The organism is Rhizobium sp. PvP014 (assembly GCF_017876855.1).
GTDB classification, from domain to species: domain Bacteria; phylum Pseudomonadota; class Alphaproteobacteria; order Rhizobiales; family Rhizobiaceae; genus Neorhizobium; species Neorhizobium soli.
The window spans coordinates 821252-839032 of the sequence record NZ_JAGIOT010000002.1 but is presented as its reverse complement, the minus strand read 5'-3'; the positions used below and the strand labels follow the sequence as shown (position 1 = coordinate 839032).

Sequence of the window (17781 nt, the reverse complement as noted above, 5' to 3'; positions counted from 1 at the left end):
GCTTAACTCTTATGGCGCTTTCTGGGCGCCATGCCGCCAACAGGTTGGAGGATCAGAATGACGGAACAAAGCGCAAATCTCGTACTTGGTGATAAGACAGTCGACCTCTCGGTGCGATCGGGCACCATTGGGCCGGATGTTATCGATATCGCAGCCCTGTACAAGCAAACCGGTGCCTTCACCTACGACCCCGGCTTCACGTCGACTGCATCCTGTGAATCCAAGATCACCTATATCGACGGCGACAAGGGTGTTCTCCTGCACCGCGGCTACCCGATCGAGCAGCTTGCTGAACAGGGTGACTTTCTGGAAACCTGCTATCTGCTTCTCTACGGAGAACTGCCGACGGCTGCCCAGAAGAAGGACTTCGATCATCGCGTAACCATGCACACCATGGTTCACGAGCAGATGAGCCGCTTCTTCACCGGCTTCCGCCGCGATGCGCATCCTATGGCCGTCATGTGCGGTTGCGTGGGCGCTCTCTCGGCCTTCTATCACGATTCCACCGACATCACCGATCCGCACCAGCGGATGGTTGCGTCGCTGCGCATGATCGCCAAGATGCCGACGCTCGCCGCCATGGCCTACAAGTACCATATCGGCCAGCCCTTCGTGTATCCGCAGAACGACCTGGATTACGCCTCCAACTTCCTGCGCATGTGCTTTGCCGTGCCGTGTGAAGAATACAAGGTGAACCCGGTCCTGTCGCGCGCCATGGATCGCATCTTCATCCTGCATGCGGATCACGAACAGAACGCGTCGACCTCGACGGTTCGCCTTGCAGGTTCCTCGGGTGCAAACCCGTTCGCGTGTATCGCTGCCGGCATTGCCTGCCTCTGGGGCCCCGCTCACGGCGGCGCCAACGAAGCAGCGCTCAACATGCTGACCGAGATCGGGACCGTCGACAAGATCCCGGAATACATCGCCCGTGCCAAGGACAAGAACGATCCGTTCCGTCTGATGGGCTTTGGTCACCGCGTCTACAAGAACTACGATCCGCGCGCCAAGATCATGCAGAAGACCACGCATGAAGTGCTGGCGGAACTCGGTCACAAGGACGATCCGCTTCTGCAGGTCGCCATGGAACTCGAGAAGATTGCTCTGACGGACCCCTACTTCATCGAAAAGAAGCTGTACCCGAACATCGACTTCTATTCGGGCATCACCTTGAAGGCGATGGGCTTCCCCACGACGATGTTCACCGTTCTGTTCGCGCTTGCGCGTACCGTCGGCTGGATCGCCCAGTGGGCCGAAATGATCGAAGATCCGCAGCAGCGTATCGGTCGTCCGCGCCAGCTCTATACCGGCGAAGCGCAGCGTGACTACACGCCCGTTTCGAAGCGCTAGGCGCTGAATTAGGCTTTGCGAAAAGAAAAACCCGTTCAGCGATGAACGGGTTTTTTGTTGTCTAACAGTTCGAGTACCGCACCTGCTGCGGCCTCTCCAGGCGGAACAGGGACGTCCAGTCTCTGCCAGGCAAGTGCGAACCCGTCGAGCATCGCACGGCGCTCCGGCGTGTCGGCGGACAGACGTTCCGCCCAGCGGCTGAGGCTTCCGGGTCGCACGACCTCGTTGACATACTCGGGAACGACCGGGTAGTCGGCGATCAGGTTCGGAAGCGCGCCGGTCCAGATCTTGATGCGGCCGGCCAGAAGCTTGATCAGCCAGTCCGTCTTGTAGGCTGAGACAACGGGAACCGTCGCAAGCCCCAGTTCCAGGATAACCGTCCCTGAAGCCGCCAGCGCCACGTCCGCCTCTGCGAAGGCAGCCCATTTTCCGGCTGTATCCGTGGTAATCTCGACATGAACCGGCAGATCTGCGGCCATCTTACGCACCAGTTCTTCCCGGCGCGGTACCGTCGGAAGCAGGAACCGGGTCTCACCATTGCGATCCGCAAACTCGCGCGCAGCCTCGCCGAACACGGGTAGGAGTGCCTTGATTTCGGCTGACCGGGAGCCCGGAAGCAAGAGGATCGTCTTCTTGTCGGCGGAGGTCTTGACCGGCCTCTCGGCGCGCGCAGCACGGACCCTCAGGAGATCCGCATCATTGGTCAGCCGGTGACCGACGAACACTGTCTTCGGACCCTCCAGCCGTCGCATCGCTTCCGGCTCGAAGGGAAGGACGGCAAGAACGAGGTCGACATAGGAGAGCATCGCCTTGGCACGATATTCCTTCCAGGCCCAGACGCTCGGGCAGACATAATCAACGATCGGCAGATCCGGCAGTGCCGCCCTCACCTTTCTTGCCACTCGGTGGGTAAAGTCAGGGCTATCGACGATGACAAGCACATCGGGCTTTGCGGCGACGATCGCAGCCGCCGTCTGGTTGATGCGACGGATCAGGTTGGGAAGACGCGCGAGCACCTGGGTGATGCCCATGATCGACAATTCGGAGAAATCGAACAGCGACTGAAGGCCTTGGGCCGACAGTGCATCACCGCCCACCCCGATCAGTTCGACGGGACCGCCGTAGGACGCCTTCAGTGCTGCGATGAGGTCTGCCCCTAAGAGATCGCCCGACACTTCGCCGGCGATGATCGCAACCTTCAAACCTTGGTTCATCACAATCCTCTCGACGGAAGGGCCTGATCGATGCCGCAGACGAAAATGCCGTGGGCGTCAGCAGCTTTGATCAGCTTTGCTTCTTCCAGCACCAGCGCCCTGCCCGCTTCCACGGCAATGCCCGCCAGCCCGGCCGCGACGGCATGTTCGACGGTGGATGGCCCGATGGTGGGCAGGTCCGCGCGCATATCCTGGTGGAGCTTGCAGAGCTTGACAAGCACGCCCTTGCGGCGCGTGGAGATACGCCCCTCGGCGCGCAGTTCGGCAACGCGCTGCATCATCCGGTCGGTTCCCTCGACACCTTCGAGTGCCACAACGCGGCCGCCGACGCTGACAGCGCCCTGGCCGATATCGAGATTGCCGAGTGCGCTCGCAGCCTCGACACCGCGTTCGATGTCACGCAGATCGTCACCGCCTGGAGACACTTGGCCAAGCGGACCGACCTTCGCCAGCAGGCCCGGCGCGATGTCGTGGGCACCCAGAACTTCGCAACCCATGGCCTCGATCAACTTGATCACCATCTGCAGCACTGCGTCATCGCCGGCTGATAGCAGTGTGCGCACGACGGAGGGCAATTTGATCAGGGTCTTGAAGGTTGGATGAATGTCGCGCCATTCGGGGCGCCTTGCGACGCCGCCCGACATCACTACGCGACGGATGCCTCTTTCGCGAAAACTCTTCTCGATCCCTGAGAGATCGCCGACGCCCAGCGACACATGGTCGAACCCGTCAAAGCGATGATCCGCCTCATCCTTCAGCTGGATGATGAACGGATCTTCGCCTGCAACACGTGCGGCATCCGCCAGGTAGGCTGGCAAAAAGCCTTTACCGGCGATAATCGCCAGCCGGCCCTCTCGCGCTTGGCCAGGGGCGCCGGCCGCGACCATCAGCCCTTCCTGCGGAAAGGCGATGAGATCGCGCGGTCACTATCGGCTGTGATGAAATCGATGATTTCCATGGCCTCCGGGCAATCGGCAAACTCGTCGCGGATCGCTGCGGCATTGGCGCGAACGTTTGCCTCGCCTTCGAAGATCTTCTTGAATGCGCGACGAACGATATGGATCGTTGCGCGATCAATGCCGGCGCGGGTCATGCCGACGACGTTCAGGCCACCCAGAAGACCGGGATTGCCGTTCAGCATGCCAAACGGAATGACGTCGTAGTTGACGGCGGAAAGCCCACCGATGAAGGCTTGCCGACCAATGCGGGTAAACTGGTGAACGGCGCAGCCACCGCCCAGGATCGCACGATCGGCGACCTGCACGTGACCAGCCAGCATCACGTTGTTGGACATGATGATATGGCTGCCGAGCTGGCAATCATGCGCGACGTGCGAATTTGCAAGGAAGAGGCAATTGTCACCAACGACCGTCTTGCCACCACCGCCCGTCGTACCGGTGTTCATCGTCACGCCTTCGCGCATCGTGCAGTTGTCGCCAATGGTCAGGCTCGAATCCTCACCAGCTTCGTGAAGGCTCTGCGACACACCACCGATGACCGCCATCGGGAAAATCCGACATCCCTTGCCGATCTCGGTTTTGCCACTGACGACCGCATGCGAGATGAGCTCGACATTGTCCTTCAGCACCACGCGCGGGCCGACATGGGAGAACGGTCCAACGACGACGTTCTCGCCAATCACGGCGCCATCCTCGACCACGGCCGAAGGGTGGATGCGCGCGCTGGCCGAGATCATGCTCATTCGCTTTCCTTGCGCATCATGGCGCCGATATCGGCTTCCGCAACCAGCTGACCATCGACCTTGGCGTCACAATGAAACTTCCAGATATTGCCGCGCTGCTTCTGCTTGACGACATGAAATTCCACGCGGTCACCCGGCACGACCGGCTTGCGGAAACGCGCGTTGTCGATCGTCATGAAGTAGACGAGATTGCCGGCCCCACCCTGCTTGCGCGCACAGATCGCGCCGGCAGTCTGTGCCATACCCTCGACGAGAAGAACGCCCGGCATAATCGGCTGCTCGGGAAAATGACCGGTGAAATGCGGCTCGTTTGCCGTCACGTTCTTGATGCCAACAGCCGAGCTGTCGCCATCGATCTCGATGATCTTGTCGACCAGGAGAAACGGGTAGCGATGCGGCAGAAGGCGCATGATTTCCTGAATGTCGGCCGCGCCGAGCTCCGGCTTGGTCTCATCCGTCATTTTTCTTATCTCCTCGGCGTTTCGCCCGGTCATCGGAACGCGACATGATCTCCGCCATGTCTCTCAAAAAGTCTTTTATCGGCCGCGCCGGAATTCCGCCATAGGTCTGCCCGGCCGGGATATCGGCGACCACGCCGCTCATTGCTGCGATCTGCACGCCATCACCGATCGAGATGTGACCGTTAACGCCGCTCGCACCACCGATCATCACGCCATTGCCGATACGGGTCGATCCGGCAATGCCGACGCCCGACACGATACCGCAATGGCGACCGATGCGGACGTTATGGCCGACCTGAACCTGATTGTCGATCTTGGTGCCCTCGCCGATCACAGTGTCATCCATCGTGCCGCGGTCGATCGTCGTATTGGCGCCGATCTCGACATGATCCTGGATGATGACGCGCCCGACCTGCACGATCTTGAGCATGCCTTTCGGACCGGGCGCATAACCGAAGCCGTCCTGACCGATGCGCGCGCCATTGTGGATGATGACGTTGTTGCCGATCAGTGCCGACAGCACGCTGGCGCCAGAGGCGATCGTGCAGTCGCGGCCGATCTTCACGTCAGCACCGATCACGGCGCCGGCAGCAATCCGTGTGCCGCTGCCGATTTCGACACGCGCACCGATCACCGCCATGGGCTCGATCTCGACACCAGGCTCGAGTCTCGCCGTCGGATCGACAAAGGCCGCGGGAGAAATGCCGGACTGCGATGTTACCGGAGATGGACGAAGCGCTATGGGATGCAGAAGCGCGCCGGCCTCTGCGAAAGCCGTATGCGGCTTCTTCGTCGCAAGCACCGGAATGTGATCTGGAATGATGGATTTCAGGCTTGGATCGCAAAGGATAGCCGACGCTTCGCAGGTCTCGAGATCGGCGCGGCTTTTCCTGGAGAGGATGTAGCAGATATCGCCTTTGCGCGCACGCGCGACGGGCGAGACAGACCGTACCAGTTCGTCACCGGCACGCTCGTCAAGCAGTTCAACCCCAAGATGGGCGGCCAGCTCGCGCAGGCTCACGCCATCATGAGGCGGGAAAAATTCGTTATGGTCCATGAACCCTGAGCTCCAGAACAGGTTTCCGGCCGCTTTCGCGGCCGGAGACGATCAGAACTGGTTCGCCATGCTGAAGCGGAACTGCTGCTTCTCGTCGAAGTCTTCCTTGACGACCGGCTCGGCGTAATCGACGCGCAGGTTGCCGAAAGGCGAAGCCCACATGACACCAACGCCGACCGAGGCGCGGATCGACATGTCGGTGCCGTTGACCTTGTCACCGAAAGTCTTGGTTTCATTGCCGAACAGCGAACCGGCGTCAGCAAAGACAGCGGCACGGAAACCGACATCTTCCGGGATGAGCGGCATCGGCATCGTCATTTCAGCCGAGGCATTGAAGTAGCTTGTGCCACCGAGAGCATCGCCGTGGTCGTCCGTGCGCGGACCGATACCGTCGTTCTTGAAGCCACGGATCTGACGACCGCCGATCGTGAACTGATCGAAGACGTTCAGATCATCACCGGTCTTGAACACATGACCACCACCGACGGCAATCGAACCAACCAGATCGGCTTCGGTCGAAAGAAGGTGGAAGTAACGGGCGCGGGCTGTGACCTTGTAGAAGTCGGAGTCGCCACCGAGGCCGGCATATTCATGCGTGAAGGATGCAAACAGACCTTCACGTGGAAGCGTCTGGCTGTCCAGCGAGTTGTAGACCAGCGACTGCGACACTGACGACTGCGTATACTTGCCTTCGTCGATCAGGTTCGCGTAGGTCTGCGACACCTTGTCATCAAGCGTAAACGGCAGGCCGTCACCACCAAAAGCACCGTCTTCTTCGTACTTGATCGTCTTGTAGGTGTAGCGGAACGTCGTCGCCAGCTCTTCAGTGATCGGCGCCGTTACGCGCAGGGTGATGCCCTGTTCGCTATAGTCGTAGTAATCGTTCGAAGAGGTCGTGCTCTTGAAGATGTCGAAGCCTGCAGCAAGACGGTAACCGAGGAAGTAAGGCTCGGTGAACGAGATGCTGTAGCTGCGCGCGTCGTCCGTACCGGCACCTGCCGCAACGCGGATGTACTGGCCACGACCGAGGAAGTTCTTTTCTTCGATGGATGCTTCGAGAAGGAAGCCGTCACCGCCAGCAGCGTAACCTGCACCGATACCGAACGAACCGGTTGGCTGATCTTCGACGTCCACGATCACGACGACACGGTCGGCAGAGCTGCCCTGCTGCGTCGTCACGTTGACGGTGGTGAAGTAGCCAAGCGCCTCAAGACGCTTCTTGGCGCGGGCAATCATCCCCTGATTGAACGCATCGCCTTCGGAGAAGTCGAACTCGCGGCGAATAACATAGTCGCGGGTGCGGGTGTTGCCGCGAACCTCGATACGCTCGACATAGGCGCGCTCGCCCTGGTCGACCATGTAGGAGACGCCGATCGTGTGGTTTTCAAAGTTGCGATCGCCGCGTGGCGTGACACGCGCAAACGGATAGCCGGCAGACGAGACGCGCTTCGAAATCGCATCCATCGTCTTCTGGATTTCACGGGCATCGTAGGTGCTGCCGGAATTTGTCTCGACGAGACCCTCCAGGTCCTGACCGGAGATGCCTTCTACCGTCGATTCAACGGCAATGTTGCCGTACTGGTAGCGAGCACCTTCCTCAACCGTGAAGGTGATGTTGTACTGGTTAGTCGACTCATCAAGAACCGCCTGCGACGACACGACCCGGAAATCCGGATAGCCGTGATTGTAGTAGAACTGGCGGAGCGTGTCTTCGTCGGCGCGCAGCTTGTCTTCGCTGTAGACATCCTTGCGGGTCAGGAAAGACAGAGGACCCGATTCTTTGGTGATGATCGTCGACTTCAGACGACCGTCGCCATAGGCCTGGTTTCCAACAAAGGTGATGTTGGCAATCTTGGTGCGGTCACCTTCGTTGATGACGAAGGCAAGGTTGACGCGGCCCTGGCCGACATCGGCGGTCTGCGTCGTGACTTCAACGTCGCTACGACCAATCGCGCGATACGATTCGCGGATGCGCTCGATGTCGGCGTTGATCATGGACTGGTTGTAAGGGCCAAGTGGCTGCGTCTGAACGGCGCCAGCGAGCTTGTCGTCCTTGATCTTGCGGTTGCCGTTGAAGACGACCTGGTTGATCAGCTTGTTTTCGCTGACGGTAACGACAAGCGCGCTACCGGAAACGCTGATGCGGACATCGGAGAAAAATCCGGTCGCATAGAGACGCTTCACAGACTCGTCGATGTCGCTCGCGGCGAATGCAACGCCGGGACGGATTGTAAGGTTCGAACGGACAGCTTCTTCGCCGGCGCGCTGAGCGCCGCGGACCTGTACGCTACGAATGGTAGCTGCCTCGGCAGCGGGAGCAGAGGCAAGCACCAGCACACCGGCGCCCGACGCAACAACACTAGCAGACAGCGCAACCGCCGACACTGCGTTCAAGAACTTTGAACCAGCCTTCATTTTCACTTCTTACCTTTTCCCGTTGTCCCTTGGCGGGTGAACCCGACTCCGGCCACGTGTGTCGTTTTACCTGCTTTTGCCCTACAAGCAAGATATCGCGTTAATTTCTATTTACTTCCTTTCGATGCGTGGCCATATCGCCACGCACCACATGCAAACATGGTAAATAAAGGGTTATTTCAACGATCTCACGGGGTTAACCGATGAGATTACTGATGTCGTTGAATGTCGCAAACACCATCAGGCTGAGCACCATGGCCAGTCCGATCCGGAATGCGATCTCCTGAGCACCAGACCCCAGCGGCTTGCCTCTGATGGCCTCGATTGCATAAAATACCAGATGCCCTCCGTCCAGAACAGGAACCGGCATCAGGTTCAACAATCCAATGGAAACTGACAGTACGGCTGCCAGCTGAACAACGGCGGCAAAGCCGAGGCTCGCCATCTGGCCAGATGCCTGCGCGACCCTGACAGGACCGCCCAGCTGATCAGCCTTCATGCGACCCGTCACGAGGTTGCCGATGTAGCGGAATGTGCCGGTGACGATATTTCCGGTTTCCTTGACCCCTTCCGCCACTGCCTCGAGGGGCGAGAAGGTTTCGGTCCTGAAATTGCCCAGCTGTTCGTTGGTGACGATGCCGATCAGGCCGAGCTCGACCTTGTTGCCGAACTGGTCGGTGATCTCACTGCGCTTTGGCACCATAGGCAGGTCGATGTCCTGCCCGTTGCGTTCAACGGTGACGGTGATCGGGGTTTCCGGACGCACGCTGACATAGCGGCGGACGTCGTCGAACGTCTTGATGCGACTGCCATCGAGCGCGACCAGACGGTCCCCCGTCTGCACACCGGCTTCTGCAGCGGCGCTGTCAGGCCTCACTTCGGCGACGACGGGATCGGCGATGACCTTTCCGTAAACGCTGAACAGGACGGCGAAGATCGCGATCGCCAGAATGAAATTGGCAATCGGTCCGGCAGCCACGGTCGCCGCGCGTTTCCACAGCTTGGCCCCGGCCAGCGTGTGAGCCTTGTCCGCCTCGGTCATATGCGAGACGCTTTTGGCATCGGGCATGCTCGCGACATCGTCGTCGCCAAAGAATTTCACATACCCACCAAGCGGAATCGCAGAGATCTTCCAGCGTGTGCCGCGTTTGTCCGTAAACCCGATCAGTTCCGGTCCGAAGCCGACGGAAAACGCAGTCGAGCGGATGCCGCACCAGCGGCCGACAAGATAGTGGCCCATTTCGTGCACGAAGACGAGCAGCGACAGGACGAGGATGAAGGGGATGATGTAACCTGTAACGAAGGTCAGGATGGCCATTTCAGTTTCCGGTTTCCAGCGGTCGCAAGGACCGACATTTATCAGAGGCCGAAAAGATAGGCCGCGACGCTTGCGTCAACATGGCTTGTCCAGGCGGCGTGCGCAAGTGTGAGAAGAAACGCCGCGAAACAGGCAAAAACGAGACCGTCGACGCGATCCATCACACCACCGTGGCCGGGGATGAGATGACTGGAATCCTTCACGCCGAATCGGCGCTTGATGAAGGATTCGAAGAGATCGCCGATCTGGCTCGCGACAGACAGGATGAGCGCCATGAACGCCGTCCACAGCGAGAAGTCCGAGAACACAACACCACTCAGCGCAGATCCCGCGATAACGGCGGAAACGGTACCGCCGATCGCTCCGGACCATGTCTTGCCGGGCGAGATCCGGGGCGCGAGTTTTGGCCCCTTCAGTTTGCGGCCGATGAAATAAGCGAGAATGTCCGTGGACCAGACGACGGCGAACAGAAACAGCATCGCCATCAGGCCGATCTGGTTTTCACCCCGGATCGCGGCAATGGCGATCGTACTCAAGCCTGCGTAGAGGATGCCTGATGGCAGCCACCAGCTACGCTTGCGCAGAACGACAAACAGCATGGCTGTTATCACGCCGCCGCCAAGGAGCGGCATCGACATCTGGTCGTCACCGCCGAGAACATTCAACGCGACAAGGACGACGATCAGCCAACCGAAGGCGTTGCCTTGGAAATCCACGTCCTTCAATCGAGTGATCGTGGACCATTCGTAATAGACGAGTACGCCGATCACGGCTGCGACGGCCCGGAATGGGAGACCACCTGCCCAGGTCGCGGCCAGGACCACGATGGCAAGCACGATTGCCGACAGAAGACGCTTCTTCAGTTCTCTCGACATCAACCGACGACCGCGGTGGGAGTGGCCGAGACGGCGCCGAACCGGCGGTCGCGAGAGGCGTAGACCTTAAGGGCCTGGAAGAAGAGCTGCTTGTCGAAATCCGGCCAGTATTCGGGAATGAACAGGAACTCGGAATAGGCTGCCTGCCAAAGCAGGAAGTTCGAAAGCCTCTCCTCGCCGCTGGTGCGGATGATCAGGTCCGGGTCTGGAATATCGGCGGTGTCCAGACGCCCGCAAATCATCGCCGCATCGATCGCCTCTGGATCGAGAAGGCCTGCGCGCACGTCCTTTGCAAGGCTCACCGTCGCACGGACGATCTCGTCACGCGAGCCATAATTGAACGCGATCACAAGTGTCAGCGCCGTGTTGTTGCGCGTCGTCTCCTCGGCCTCCAGAAGCAGAGGAAGAAGATCGCCGCGCAGCTTGACGCGGTCGCCGATGATGCGGATGCGAACATTGGAATGATGCAGTTCGGCGAGGTCGCGACGGATGAAGCGGCGCAGAAGCCCCATCAGGTCGTTCACCTCGGCTTCCGGACGGCTCCAGTTCTCCGACGAAAAGGCGAAAAGGGTGAGATACTCCACACCCGCCTCGCCTGCCGCCTTCACCGTTTCGCGAACGGCTTCCATCCCTTTGCTGTGACCAACGGTACGGGGAAGCCCACGCTTGTTGGCCCACCGTCCGTTGCCATCCATGATGATGGCGACATGCCGAGGGATGATCGCAAGTTCGGGGGTCGCCATAATCGATGCCGTTCCTTTCGCAGCCGCAACGTTGCGGCGTCGCGGAGCAGGTTATACCTGCATGATTTCCTTTTCCTTGTCGGCAAGCAAGCGGTCGACTTCGGAAATCGTATCATCCGTCATCTTCTGCACTTTTTCCGACTGGGCGCGACTTTCGTCCTGGCCGATGGAACCGTCCTTCTCAGCCTTCTTGAGCCCGTCCATACCGTCACGACGGACATGGCGAGCCGCAACCTTGGCTTTTTCGCCGTATTCGTGGGCAAGCTTCACCAGCGACTTGCGGCGCTCTTCGTTGAGCTCCGGCAAAGGAATACGCAGGTTCTGGCCATCGACGATCGGGTTGAGGCCGAGATTCGATTCGCGGATTGCACGATCGACGGCACCCACCATTGACTTGTCCCAGATCGAGACGCCCAGCATGCGCGGCTCGGGAACCGTCACGTTTGCAACCTGGTTGAGCGGCACGCGCGAACCATAGGCTTCGACCGTGACAGGGTCGAGGATGTTTGCGGAAGCACGGCCCGTGCGCAGCGATGAGATGTCGCTCTTGAAGGCCGTGATCGCGCCGTCCATACGGCGCTTGATGTCGTTGAGATCTACTCCACTCATCAGCAGGAACTCCCTATTGTTCTTGGCGGTCGGTTCTTGGCAACGAACCGCGTGTCAGTTGTCGGATACGATGGTCTTGCGACCGCCGCCGGTCAAGATTTGTGCGAAACCGCCCTTCTCGTGGATCGAGAAGACGACGATCGGAATGGAATTTTCACGCGCCAGCGCAACGGCTGCGACGTCCATGACGGCAAGACCCTTGTCGAGCACTTCACTGTGGGTGAGCGTTTCGAAACGGGTCGCGGTCGGGTCCTTCTTCGGGTCTGCGGAATAGATGCCGTCGACCTGCGTGCCCTTGAATATCGCTTCTGCGCCGATCTCGGCAGCACGCAGCGCCGCAGCAGAATCGGTGGTGAAGAACGGGTTGCCGGTACCGCCGGCAAAGATCACCACACGGCCCTGCGCCATATGATGCAGCGTGCGACGCTGCGAGAAGCTTTCGCAGATCTCCGGCATGGCGACAGCCGACAGGACGACCGTCTCGATGTCGAGCTTGCGCAGCGAGGTTGCGAGCGCCAGTGCGTTGATGACGGTGCCGAGCATGCCCATGTGGTCGCCGGTCACCCGGTCGCCACCCTTGGAGGCTACGGCCACGCCACGAAAAATGTTGCCGCCGCCGACAACCACACCGACTTCGACGCCCATGGCGCAGGCGTCGGCGATATCGGAGGCGATCCGGTCGGCAACTTCGACGTCGATGCCGAAGCCCTGACTTCCCATCAGTGCTTCACCGGAGGCCTTGAGCAGAACACGCTTGTAGATCGGTTGCGACATGGTGGCTCCTTGAAAGCGAAACGGACGGAGTGATCAAACGGGATGCGGATACACGAAGGGCACCGGCTTGTCACCGGTGCCCTTCAGGTTTTCAACGACTACGGCGCCTTGCAATGCGCGTGAAGGCAGCAATCAGCCCTTGGCGACTGCTGCAACTTCTGCTGCGAAATCGCTTTCTTCCTTTTCGACGCCTTCACCGAGGAGAAGACGTGCCATGCCGGTGACTTCGATCGGCGCGCCGACTTCCTTCTCGGCAGCCTTGACGGCGTCACCGACGGTGAGGTCAGGATTGATGACGAAAGCCTGCGACAGAAGAGCAACTTCTTCGAAGAACTTGCGCATGCGGCCGTCGACCATCTTTTCGATGATGGCTTCCGGCTTGCCGGATTCGCGGGCCTGTTCGATGAAGACGTTGCGCTCGCGCTCGGCGACAGCGGCATCGACTTCTTCCGAACGGATGGCGAGCGGGTTGGTCGCAGCGATGTGCATGGCAACCTGGCGGCCGATGGCGTTCAGGGCTTCCTTGTTGCCGGTCGACTTCAGGGCAACGAGAACGCCGAGCTTTCCGAGACGGTCAGCCGCTGCGTTGTGGATGTAAGTCGCAACAACGCCGTCCTCGACGGACAGAAGCGCGGAGCGGCGCAGGTTCATGTTCTCGCCGATCGTGGCAATCGTATCCTTGATCGTGTCGGAGACCGTCTTGCCGGTAGCCGGATAGATTGCTGCGCTGACGCCGTCGACGGTACCGTCGGTGGTCAGGGCAACATCGGCAATGCCGCGAACCATGGTCTGGAACGCATCGTTGCGCGCTACGAAGTCGGTTTCGGAGTTCACTTCGACAACGACAGCGGACGTGCCGTTGGAGGCGACGCCGATCAGGCCTTCGGCTGCGGTGCGGCCGGACTTCTTGTCAGCCTTGGCGATACCCTTGGCGCGCAGCCAGTCGATCGCAGCTTCGATGTCGCCGTTGTTTTCGGCAAGCGCGCGCTTGCAATCCATCATGCCCGCGCCGGACTTTTCGCGCAGTTCCTTCACCAGTGCAGCGGTGATTTCAGCCATTTTCGTGCCTCTTGTCGGTTCAAGTTGCGTGTCGCCGGAAAACCGTCGGCGATACCAAAGATTGGGACGAATGTACCCGGAAATATGACATCGTGATGAAGCCATCACGGTTGCGACCGTCTCCACGTCCACCTGACGGTAGACGGCGACGTATCGTCTTAAACGACCAAGGCCAGGGATTGATATCTCTGGCCTTGGTCGAATTCGAAAAGACGGAGCGTCTCAGAACGCTCCAGACTCAGACAATTAAGCCTGAGCTTCCGTTTCGGCTGCGGCTTCAGCTTCGAGAGCAGGCTCTTCAGGAGCCTCCATCATCGCGCCGAGGTCACGGCCCGAAGCGCCCTGCTGACGGGCAATGCCGTCGATGGCAGCGCGTGCCATCAGGTCGCAGTAGAGAGCGATGGCGCGCGAAGCGTCGTCGTTGCCGGGGATCGGGAAGTCGATCAGGTCCGGATCGCAGTTCGAGTCGATGATGGCGACGACCGGGATGCCCAGGCGCTTCGCTTCGTCGATTGCGATCTTTTCCTTGTTGGTGTCGATGATGAACATCAGGTCCGGAACGCCGCCCATGTCACGGATACCGCCAAGAGCCTTGTCCAGCTTTTCGCGTTCGCGCTCGAGGTTCAGACGCTCCTTCTTGGAGTAGCCGGAAGCTTCCGAGTTCAGGATCTCGTCGAGCTTGCGCAGACGGGCGATCGAGTTCGAAATGGTCTTCCAGTTGGTCATCATGCCGCCGAGCCAGCGGGAGTTGACGTAGTACTGGGCCGAACGCTTGGCGGAGTCAGCGATAAGCTCGGAAGCCTGACGCTTGGTGCCAACGAACAGAACGCGGCCGCCACGAGCAACGGTGTCGGACACGACCTGAAGGGCGCGCGACAGCATCGGAACGGTCTGAGCCAGATCGATGATGTGGATGTTGTTACGATCGCCGAAGATGTACGGCTTCATCTTCGGGTTCCAGCGGTGTGTCTGGTGGCCGAAGTGGGTGCCTGCTTCGAGAAGCTGGCGCATAGAGAAATCGGGCAATGCCATGCCTAGTTATCCTTTTCCGGTTGAACCTCCGCAAGACGAACAGCAACCTCGTCGAGGCTGCCACCGGGCGGAACGGACCGGATTTCTCCCGGACCATCCCATGCCTTGCGTGTGGAATGCCGGTGCCCATACTAGGCATCGGCCACAAAGGCAAGCGTTTTTCGACGCTGCCCGTCTTTGGGAAGAGCGGGACTGGCCGAAGCCCTAGTCCATTTCGCGGTCGCCGCAGGGCCAGCTTTCCGGCAGTGTCAGGCCGGCCGGCAGTTTCGTGCGCCGGTCGCCGCAGGCCACGTTCAGCTGGTGCTGATCGAGCCCGATCGAAGACGACAGGTCCACTCCTTCGATGCGCGTCAGAAAGAAGAAGGCGCTCTGGAAATTGAGGGGACCTTTGAATTCGGCCTTCGTCAGGTCGGCGCGTGCCAGGTTTGCGAAGGCGAAACTTGCGCCGGTCAGGACGGCCCCGTCGAAGTTCGACCTGCCGAGTTCGGCTTTCTCGAAGCGTGCGTTGTTCAACTCCGCTTTCGAGAAATTGGACCTCTCCAACTCCGCGCTCGTGAAATTCGCGTCGTTGGCGCGTACTTTCTGGAAGTCGGACCGATACGCTTCGACCTTTGAAAAATTCGCCCCCTCGGCGTTGCTGCCTGCCATCCAGGTGCGGATGAGCTTCGCCTTGGTGAGATTGGTACCGGCAAAATTCGAATCGCGCAGATCGGTAAAGCTTAAGTCCGCCTCCGCAAGACTACCCTTGGAGAAATCGGATCCGCTCAGCATCAGATTGCGCTTGGCGCAACTCGACCAGTTGATCCCCGGATAGGGATCGGTACGGCACTCCTGCGCCGAGACCGTCGTCGGCGCGAGTGTCAGCGCGGCGGCTCCTGTCAGGATCGCGACAGAAAGAATGGTACCAATCGAACTCATAGACACCGCTCCTCTCCACGCCTCGGTGGACGTGCATACTCAACTACCGCTTATATAGAGAAGGACGGCAGCAAATTCATCCCGTCGTCACCTGGTAACGGGTCGTTGATCTGCCTGGCAGTCGCTCTTTTGCAAAAGCTCAAGCTTGCTCAGGCTTCCGCTAAGCACGAAGTCGCCGTAGTCCATGGTCAGGTCGCGCGTGATGCCGTTCTCATAGAGCTTGAACGACATGTTGTAGACGGGCGTCGGATCGCCCGCGGCTGCCTCGTTGAAATAGGCAATGGTCACAGGCCAATACGCGGCCTTGGAGAACTCGCCGGCTTTGGCTGCATCAAGATCTTCCTTCTGCGGGTCCTGCTGCTTTCCGATGACTGTCGTGGTCAGAAGCGACTTGTCGCCATCCTCGGAACCGTCGAACACGCGTGCCTCGAAAAACCGGTTGCCATCCTTCGCATTCTTGATCACTTCAAGCATGTGATTGGTAGGGAACGCGCTGGCTGGAAGGTCGACTTCGCGCCCCTCGGGACCGGTCAGGTCCACTTTGACGCCGGTTTCGCCGGTTGTCGCGTCACCGGCGACCTCCTTGTCCAACTGTTCGTCGGTAAACGACTTGGTCTCGAAGTGAAACTGCTGCGCCGATACATCCTCGAACGTGTTGGTCTGCTGGTCGCTGACGCGGGTTTGCTCGCCGGTATCTATCTTTGTGACGAGACGGAAGTTGGTCGTGAACCCCGTGCAGGCCGAGCCGGTAAACTCGTAGACCATTCGTCCGACCATCCCTTCGATTCCGGACCGCTCGGACGCATCCTTGAGTTTCAGGTCGTAGACGGCGCGATGCGGAATGAGCAGGCGGGCCGCCGTATCGGCGCTCATCGGGGCAGCGGAGGCCGCTGGCACGCTCATCACGCCGGCAAGGAACATCCCAAGGCTCGTGCGCAGCATTCACATTCTCCTATTGGACTCAATGCATGATGTTGTAAGAACGCCATCAGCCGAGGTTACGACCTTGATGCAGGATTTTTGGGCAATTTACAATAAAACCGGAGACCGAAATGTCGAACCCGATCGAGACGCGCCTGCAGGAACTGGACATCGTTCTGCCTGAGGCAGCAGCGCCTGCCGCCAACTATGTGTCCTACGTGATCAGCGGCAACATGCTCTATATCTCCGGTCAGTTGCCGACCGAAAACGGCAAGATTGCGGTCAGTGGCCTGGTCGGTGCCGATGTCGACGTCCCGGCAGCGCAGCGCGCCGCAGAACTCTGCGCCATCAACATTCTGTCGCAGGCGAAGGCTGCTCTTGGCGGAGATCTCACCAGGATCAAGCGCGTCGTCAAGCTGTCGAGCTTCGTTGCGTCTGCACCGGGCTTCGCGGAACAGCACATCGTCACCAATGGCGCTTCGAACCTGATTGCGAACGTGCTCGGGGAAGCCGGCAAGCACGCCCGCGCTGCCGTCGGCATGGCAGCACTTCCACTCAACGCCGCGGTCGAGATCGAGGCTATCATCGAGATCTCCGCATGACATCTGCAGACTGGATCAAGGACGTTCCGGTCGCGCATCGCGGCTATCACGACATGAACAAGACGGTCTGGGAAAATACGCTGTCAGCGTTTTCCCGGGCCATTGATGCGGGTTTCGCGATCGAATGCGACATACAGCTGTCCGCAGACAGCGTCCCGGTCGTGTTCCACGACAACAAGCTGGAGCGCCTTTGCGGCATCAAGGGCGACGTTCGCGAACGGACCGCGGCCGAACTCGGAATGCTTTCGATTGGTGGCACCGCGGACAAGATACCGACGCTCAAGCAGATGCTCACGCTCGTCGCCGGTCGCGTTCCTCTTGTCATCGAGATCAAGGGTCGCCAAGCGGATGAGGACGACGGCTTCGTTGACGACGTTCTCGACGTATTGGAAGGGTATGAGGGCAAGGTTGCCCTGATGAGCTTCGACTACCACATCCTGCGTGCACTGAAGCAGGCCGAGGCGCCCTACCCGCTGGGCCTCACCGCGGAAGGCTCAAAGCCGGAGGAGTTCTTCAATCACGACGAAGCGATGCAGCTCGGCCTTGATTTCATCTCCTATCACTGGGCGCATCTGCCCAACTCATTCGTCACTGCGCAGGCTGATGCCGGAATTCCGATCATTACCTGGACGGTGAGGGATGCAAAGGCCGTCGAACATACCTATAAATATGCAAAGCAGATGACCTTCGAAGGGTTCGACCCACGGGAGAACCCTGCCGCATAATTGGATCCA

The 17781-nt window shown here is 59.7% G+C and carries 18 protein-coding genes; 3 read left to right on the top strand and 15 right to left on the bottom strand.

The genetic code is table 11. From position 1 onward, the window contains the following. Positions 1–57: 57 nt before the first annotated feature. Positions 58–1347 (top strand): citrate synthase, encoded by a 1290-nt coding sequence (gene gltA, locus J3A65_RS08735; protein WP_062457278.1) that lies wholly within the window; start codon positions 58–60, stop codon positions 1345–1347. A gap of 35 nt (positions 1348–1382) precedes the next feature. Here the strand turns inward: gltA and lpxB are convergent, their stop codons facing one another. The 15 genes from lpxB to J3A65_RS08660 form a co-directional block, all read right to left on the bottom strand. Beyond that, positions 1383–2561 carry a lipid-A-disaccharide synthase gene (gene lpxB / locus J3A65_RS08730; RefSeq protein WP_209900740.1) on the bottom strand — a complete coding sequence of 393 codons (1179 nt, stop codon included), beginning with the start codon at positions 2559–2561 and terminating at the stop codon, positions 1383–1385. Then, positions 2561–3448: an LpxI family protein gene (locus tag J3A65_RS08725; protein ID WP_209900738.1), complete on the bottom strand. Its 888-nt coding sequence runs from the start codon at positions 3446–3448 to the stop codon at positions 2561–2563. The genes lpxB and J3A65_RS08725 overlap by 1 nt, the downstream gene beginning before the upstream one ends. After that, positions 3448–4263 (bottom strand): acyl-ACP--UDP-N-acetylglucosamine O-acyltransferase, encoded by an 816-nt coding sequence (gene lpxA, locus J3A65_RS08720; RefSeq protein WP_062457287.1) that lies wholly within the window; start codon positions 4261–4263, stop codon positions 3448–3450. The genes J3A65_RS08725 and lpxA overlap by 1 nt, the downstream gene beginning before the upstream one ends. Next, on the bottom strand, positions 4260–4724 hold the full coding sequence (gene fabZ, locus J3A65_RS08715; RefSeq protein ID WP_062457291.1) for a 3-hydroxyacyl-ACP dehydratase FabZ: 465 nt from the start codon (positions 4722–4724) through the stop codon (positions 4260–4262). The genes lpxA and fabZ overlap by 4 nt, the downstream gene beginning before the upstream one ends. Further along, the gene (gene lpxD / locus J3A65_RS08710; protein ID WP_062457294.1) at positions 4714–5781 is read right to left on the bottom strand and encodes a UDP-3-O-(3-hydroxymyristoyl)glucosamine N-acyltransferase; all 1068 of its coding nucleotides are present in this window, start codon (positions 5779–5781) and stop codon (positions 4714–4716) included. Before lpxD ends, fabZ begins: the two co-directional genes overlap by 11 nt. A gap of 51 nt (positions 5782–5832) precedes the next feature. Next, the gene (gene bamA / locus J3A65_RS08705; protein WP_062580420.1) at positions 5833–8196 is read right to left on the bottom strand and encodes an outer membrane protein assembly factor BamA; all 2364 of its coding nucleotides are present in this window, start codon (positions 8194–8196) and stop codon (positions 5833–5835) included. Between the two features lie 196 nt (positions 8197–8392). Further along, complete coding sequence (rseP, locus tag J3A65_RS08700; protein WP_062457300.1) at positions 8393–9514, bottom strand: RIP metalloprotease RseP; 1122 nt, start codon at positions 9512–9514, stop codon at positions 8393–8395. Positions 9515–9555: 41 nt separating this feature from the next. After that, positions 9556–10389 carry a phosphatidate cytidylyltransferase gene (locus J3A65_RS08695; RefSeq protein ID WP_209900735.1) on the bottom strand — a complete coding sequence of 278 codons (834 nt, stop codon included), beginning with the start codon at positions 10387–10389 and terminating at the stop codon, positions 9556–9558. Next, on the bottom strand, positions 10389–11132 hold the full coding sequence (locus J3A65_RS08690) for an isoprenyl transferase (protein WP_062457306.1): 744 nt from the start codon (positions 11130–11132) through the stop codon (positions 10389–10391). The genes J3A65_RS08695 and J3A65_RS08690 overlap by 1 nt, the downstream gene beginning before the upstream one ends. 51 nt (positions 11133–11183) lie before the next feature. After that, positions 11184–11741 carry a ribosome recycling factor gene (gene frr, locus J3A65_RS08685; protein WP_062457309.1) on the bottom strand — a complete coding sequence of 186 codons (558 nt, stop codon included), beginning with the start codon at positions 11739–11741 and terminating at the stop codon, positions 11184–11186. 54 nt (positions 11742–11795) lie between these two features. Beyond that, positions 11796–12515, bottom strand: a complete 720-nt coding sequence (gene pyrH / locus J3A65_RS08680; protein ID WP_062580417.1) for a UMP kinase — start codon at positions 12513–12515, stop codon at positions 11796–11798. Between the two features lie 132 nt (positions 12516–12647). Beyond that, a complete protein-coding gene (gene tsf, locus J3A65_RS08675; protein WP_062580415.1) occupies positions 12648–13574 on the bottom strand; it encodes a translation elongation factor Ts in 927 nt (308 codons plus the stop codon). A gap of 246 nt (positions 13575–13820) precedes the next feature. Continuing rightward, positions 13821–14606 (bottom strand): 30S ribosomal protein S2, encoded by a 786-nt coding sequence (rpsB, locus tag J3A65_RS08670; RefSeq protein ID WP_209900733.1) that lies wholly within the window; start codon positions 14604–14606, stop codon positions 13821–13823. A 204-nt stretch (positions 14607–14810) separates the two neighbouring features. After that, positions 14811–15524: a pentapeptide repeat-containing protein gene (locus tag J3A65_RS08665; RefSeq protein ID WP_082476302.1), complete on the bottom strand. Its 714-nt coding sequence runs from the start codon at positions 15522–15524 to the stop codon at positions 14811–14813. A gap of 87 nt (positions 15525–15611) precedes the next feature. Further along, positions 15612–16466, bottom strand: a complete 855-nt coding sequence (locus J3A65_RS08660; protein ID WP_062580412.1) for a cell envelope integrity EipB family protein — start codon at positions 16464–16466, stop codon at positions 15612–15614. A 110-nt stretch (positions 16467–16576) separates the two neighbouring features. Here J3A65_RS08660 and J3A65_RS08655 point away from each other — a divergent pair, with 110 nt between their 5' ends. Both J3A65_RS08655 and J3A65_RS08650 read left to right on the top strand, forming a co-directional pair. Next, on the top strand, positions 16577–17047 hold the full coding sequence (locus J3A65_RS08655; protein WP_209900731.1) for a RidA family protein: 471 nt from the start codon (positions 16577–16579) through the stop codon (positions 17045–17047). Next, entirely contained in the window at positions 17044–17772 is a 729-nt protein-coding gene (locus tag J3A65_RS08650; protein ID WP_113110937.1) for a glycerophosphodiester phosphodiesterase, read from the top strand. The genes J3A65_RS08655 and J3A65_RS08650 overlap by 4 nt, the downstream gene beginning before the upstream one ends. The last annotated feature ends 9 nt before the right edge of the window (positions 17773–17781 follow it).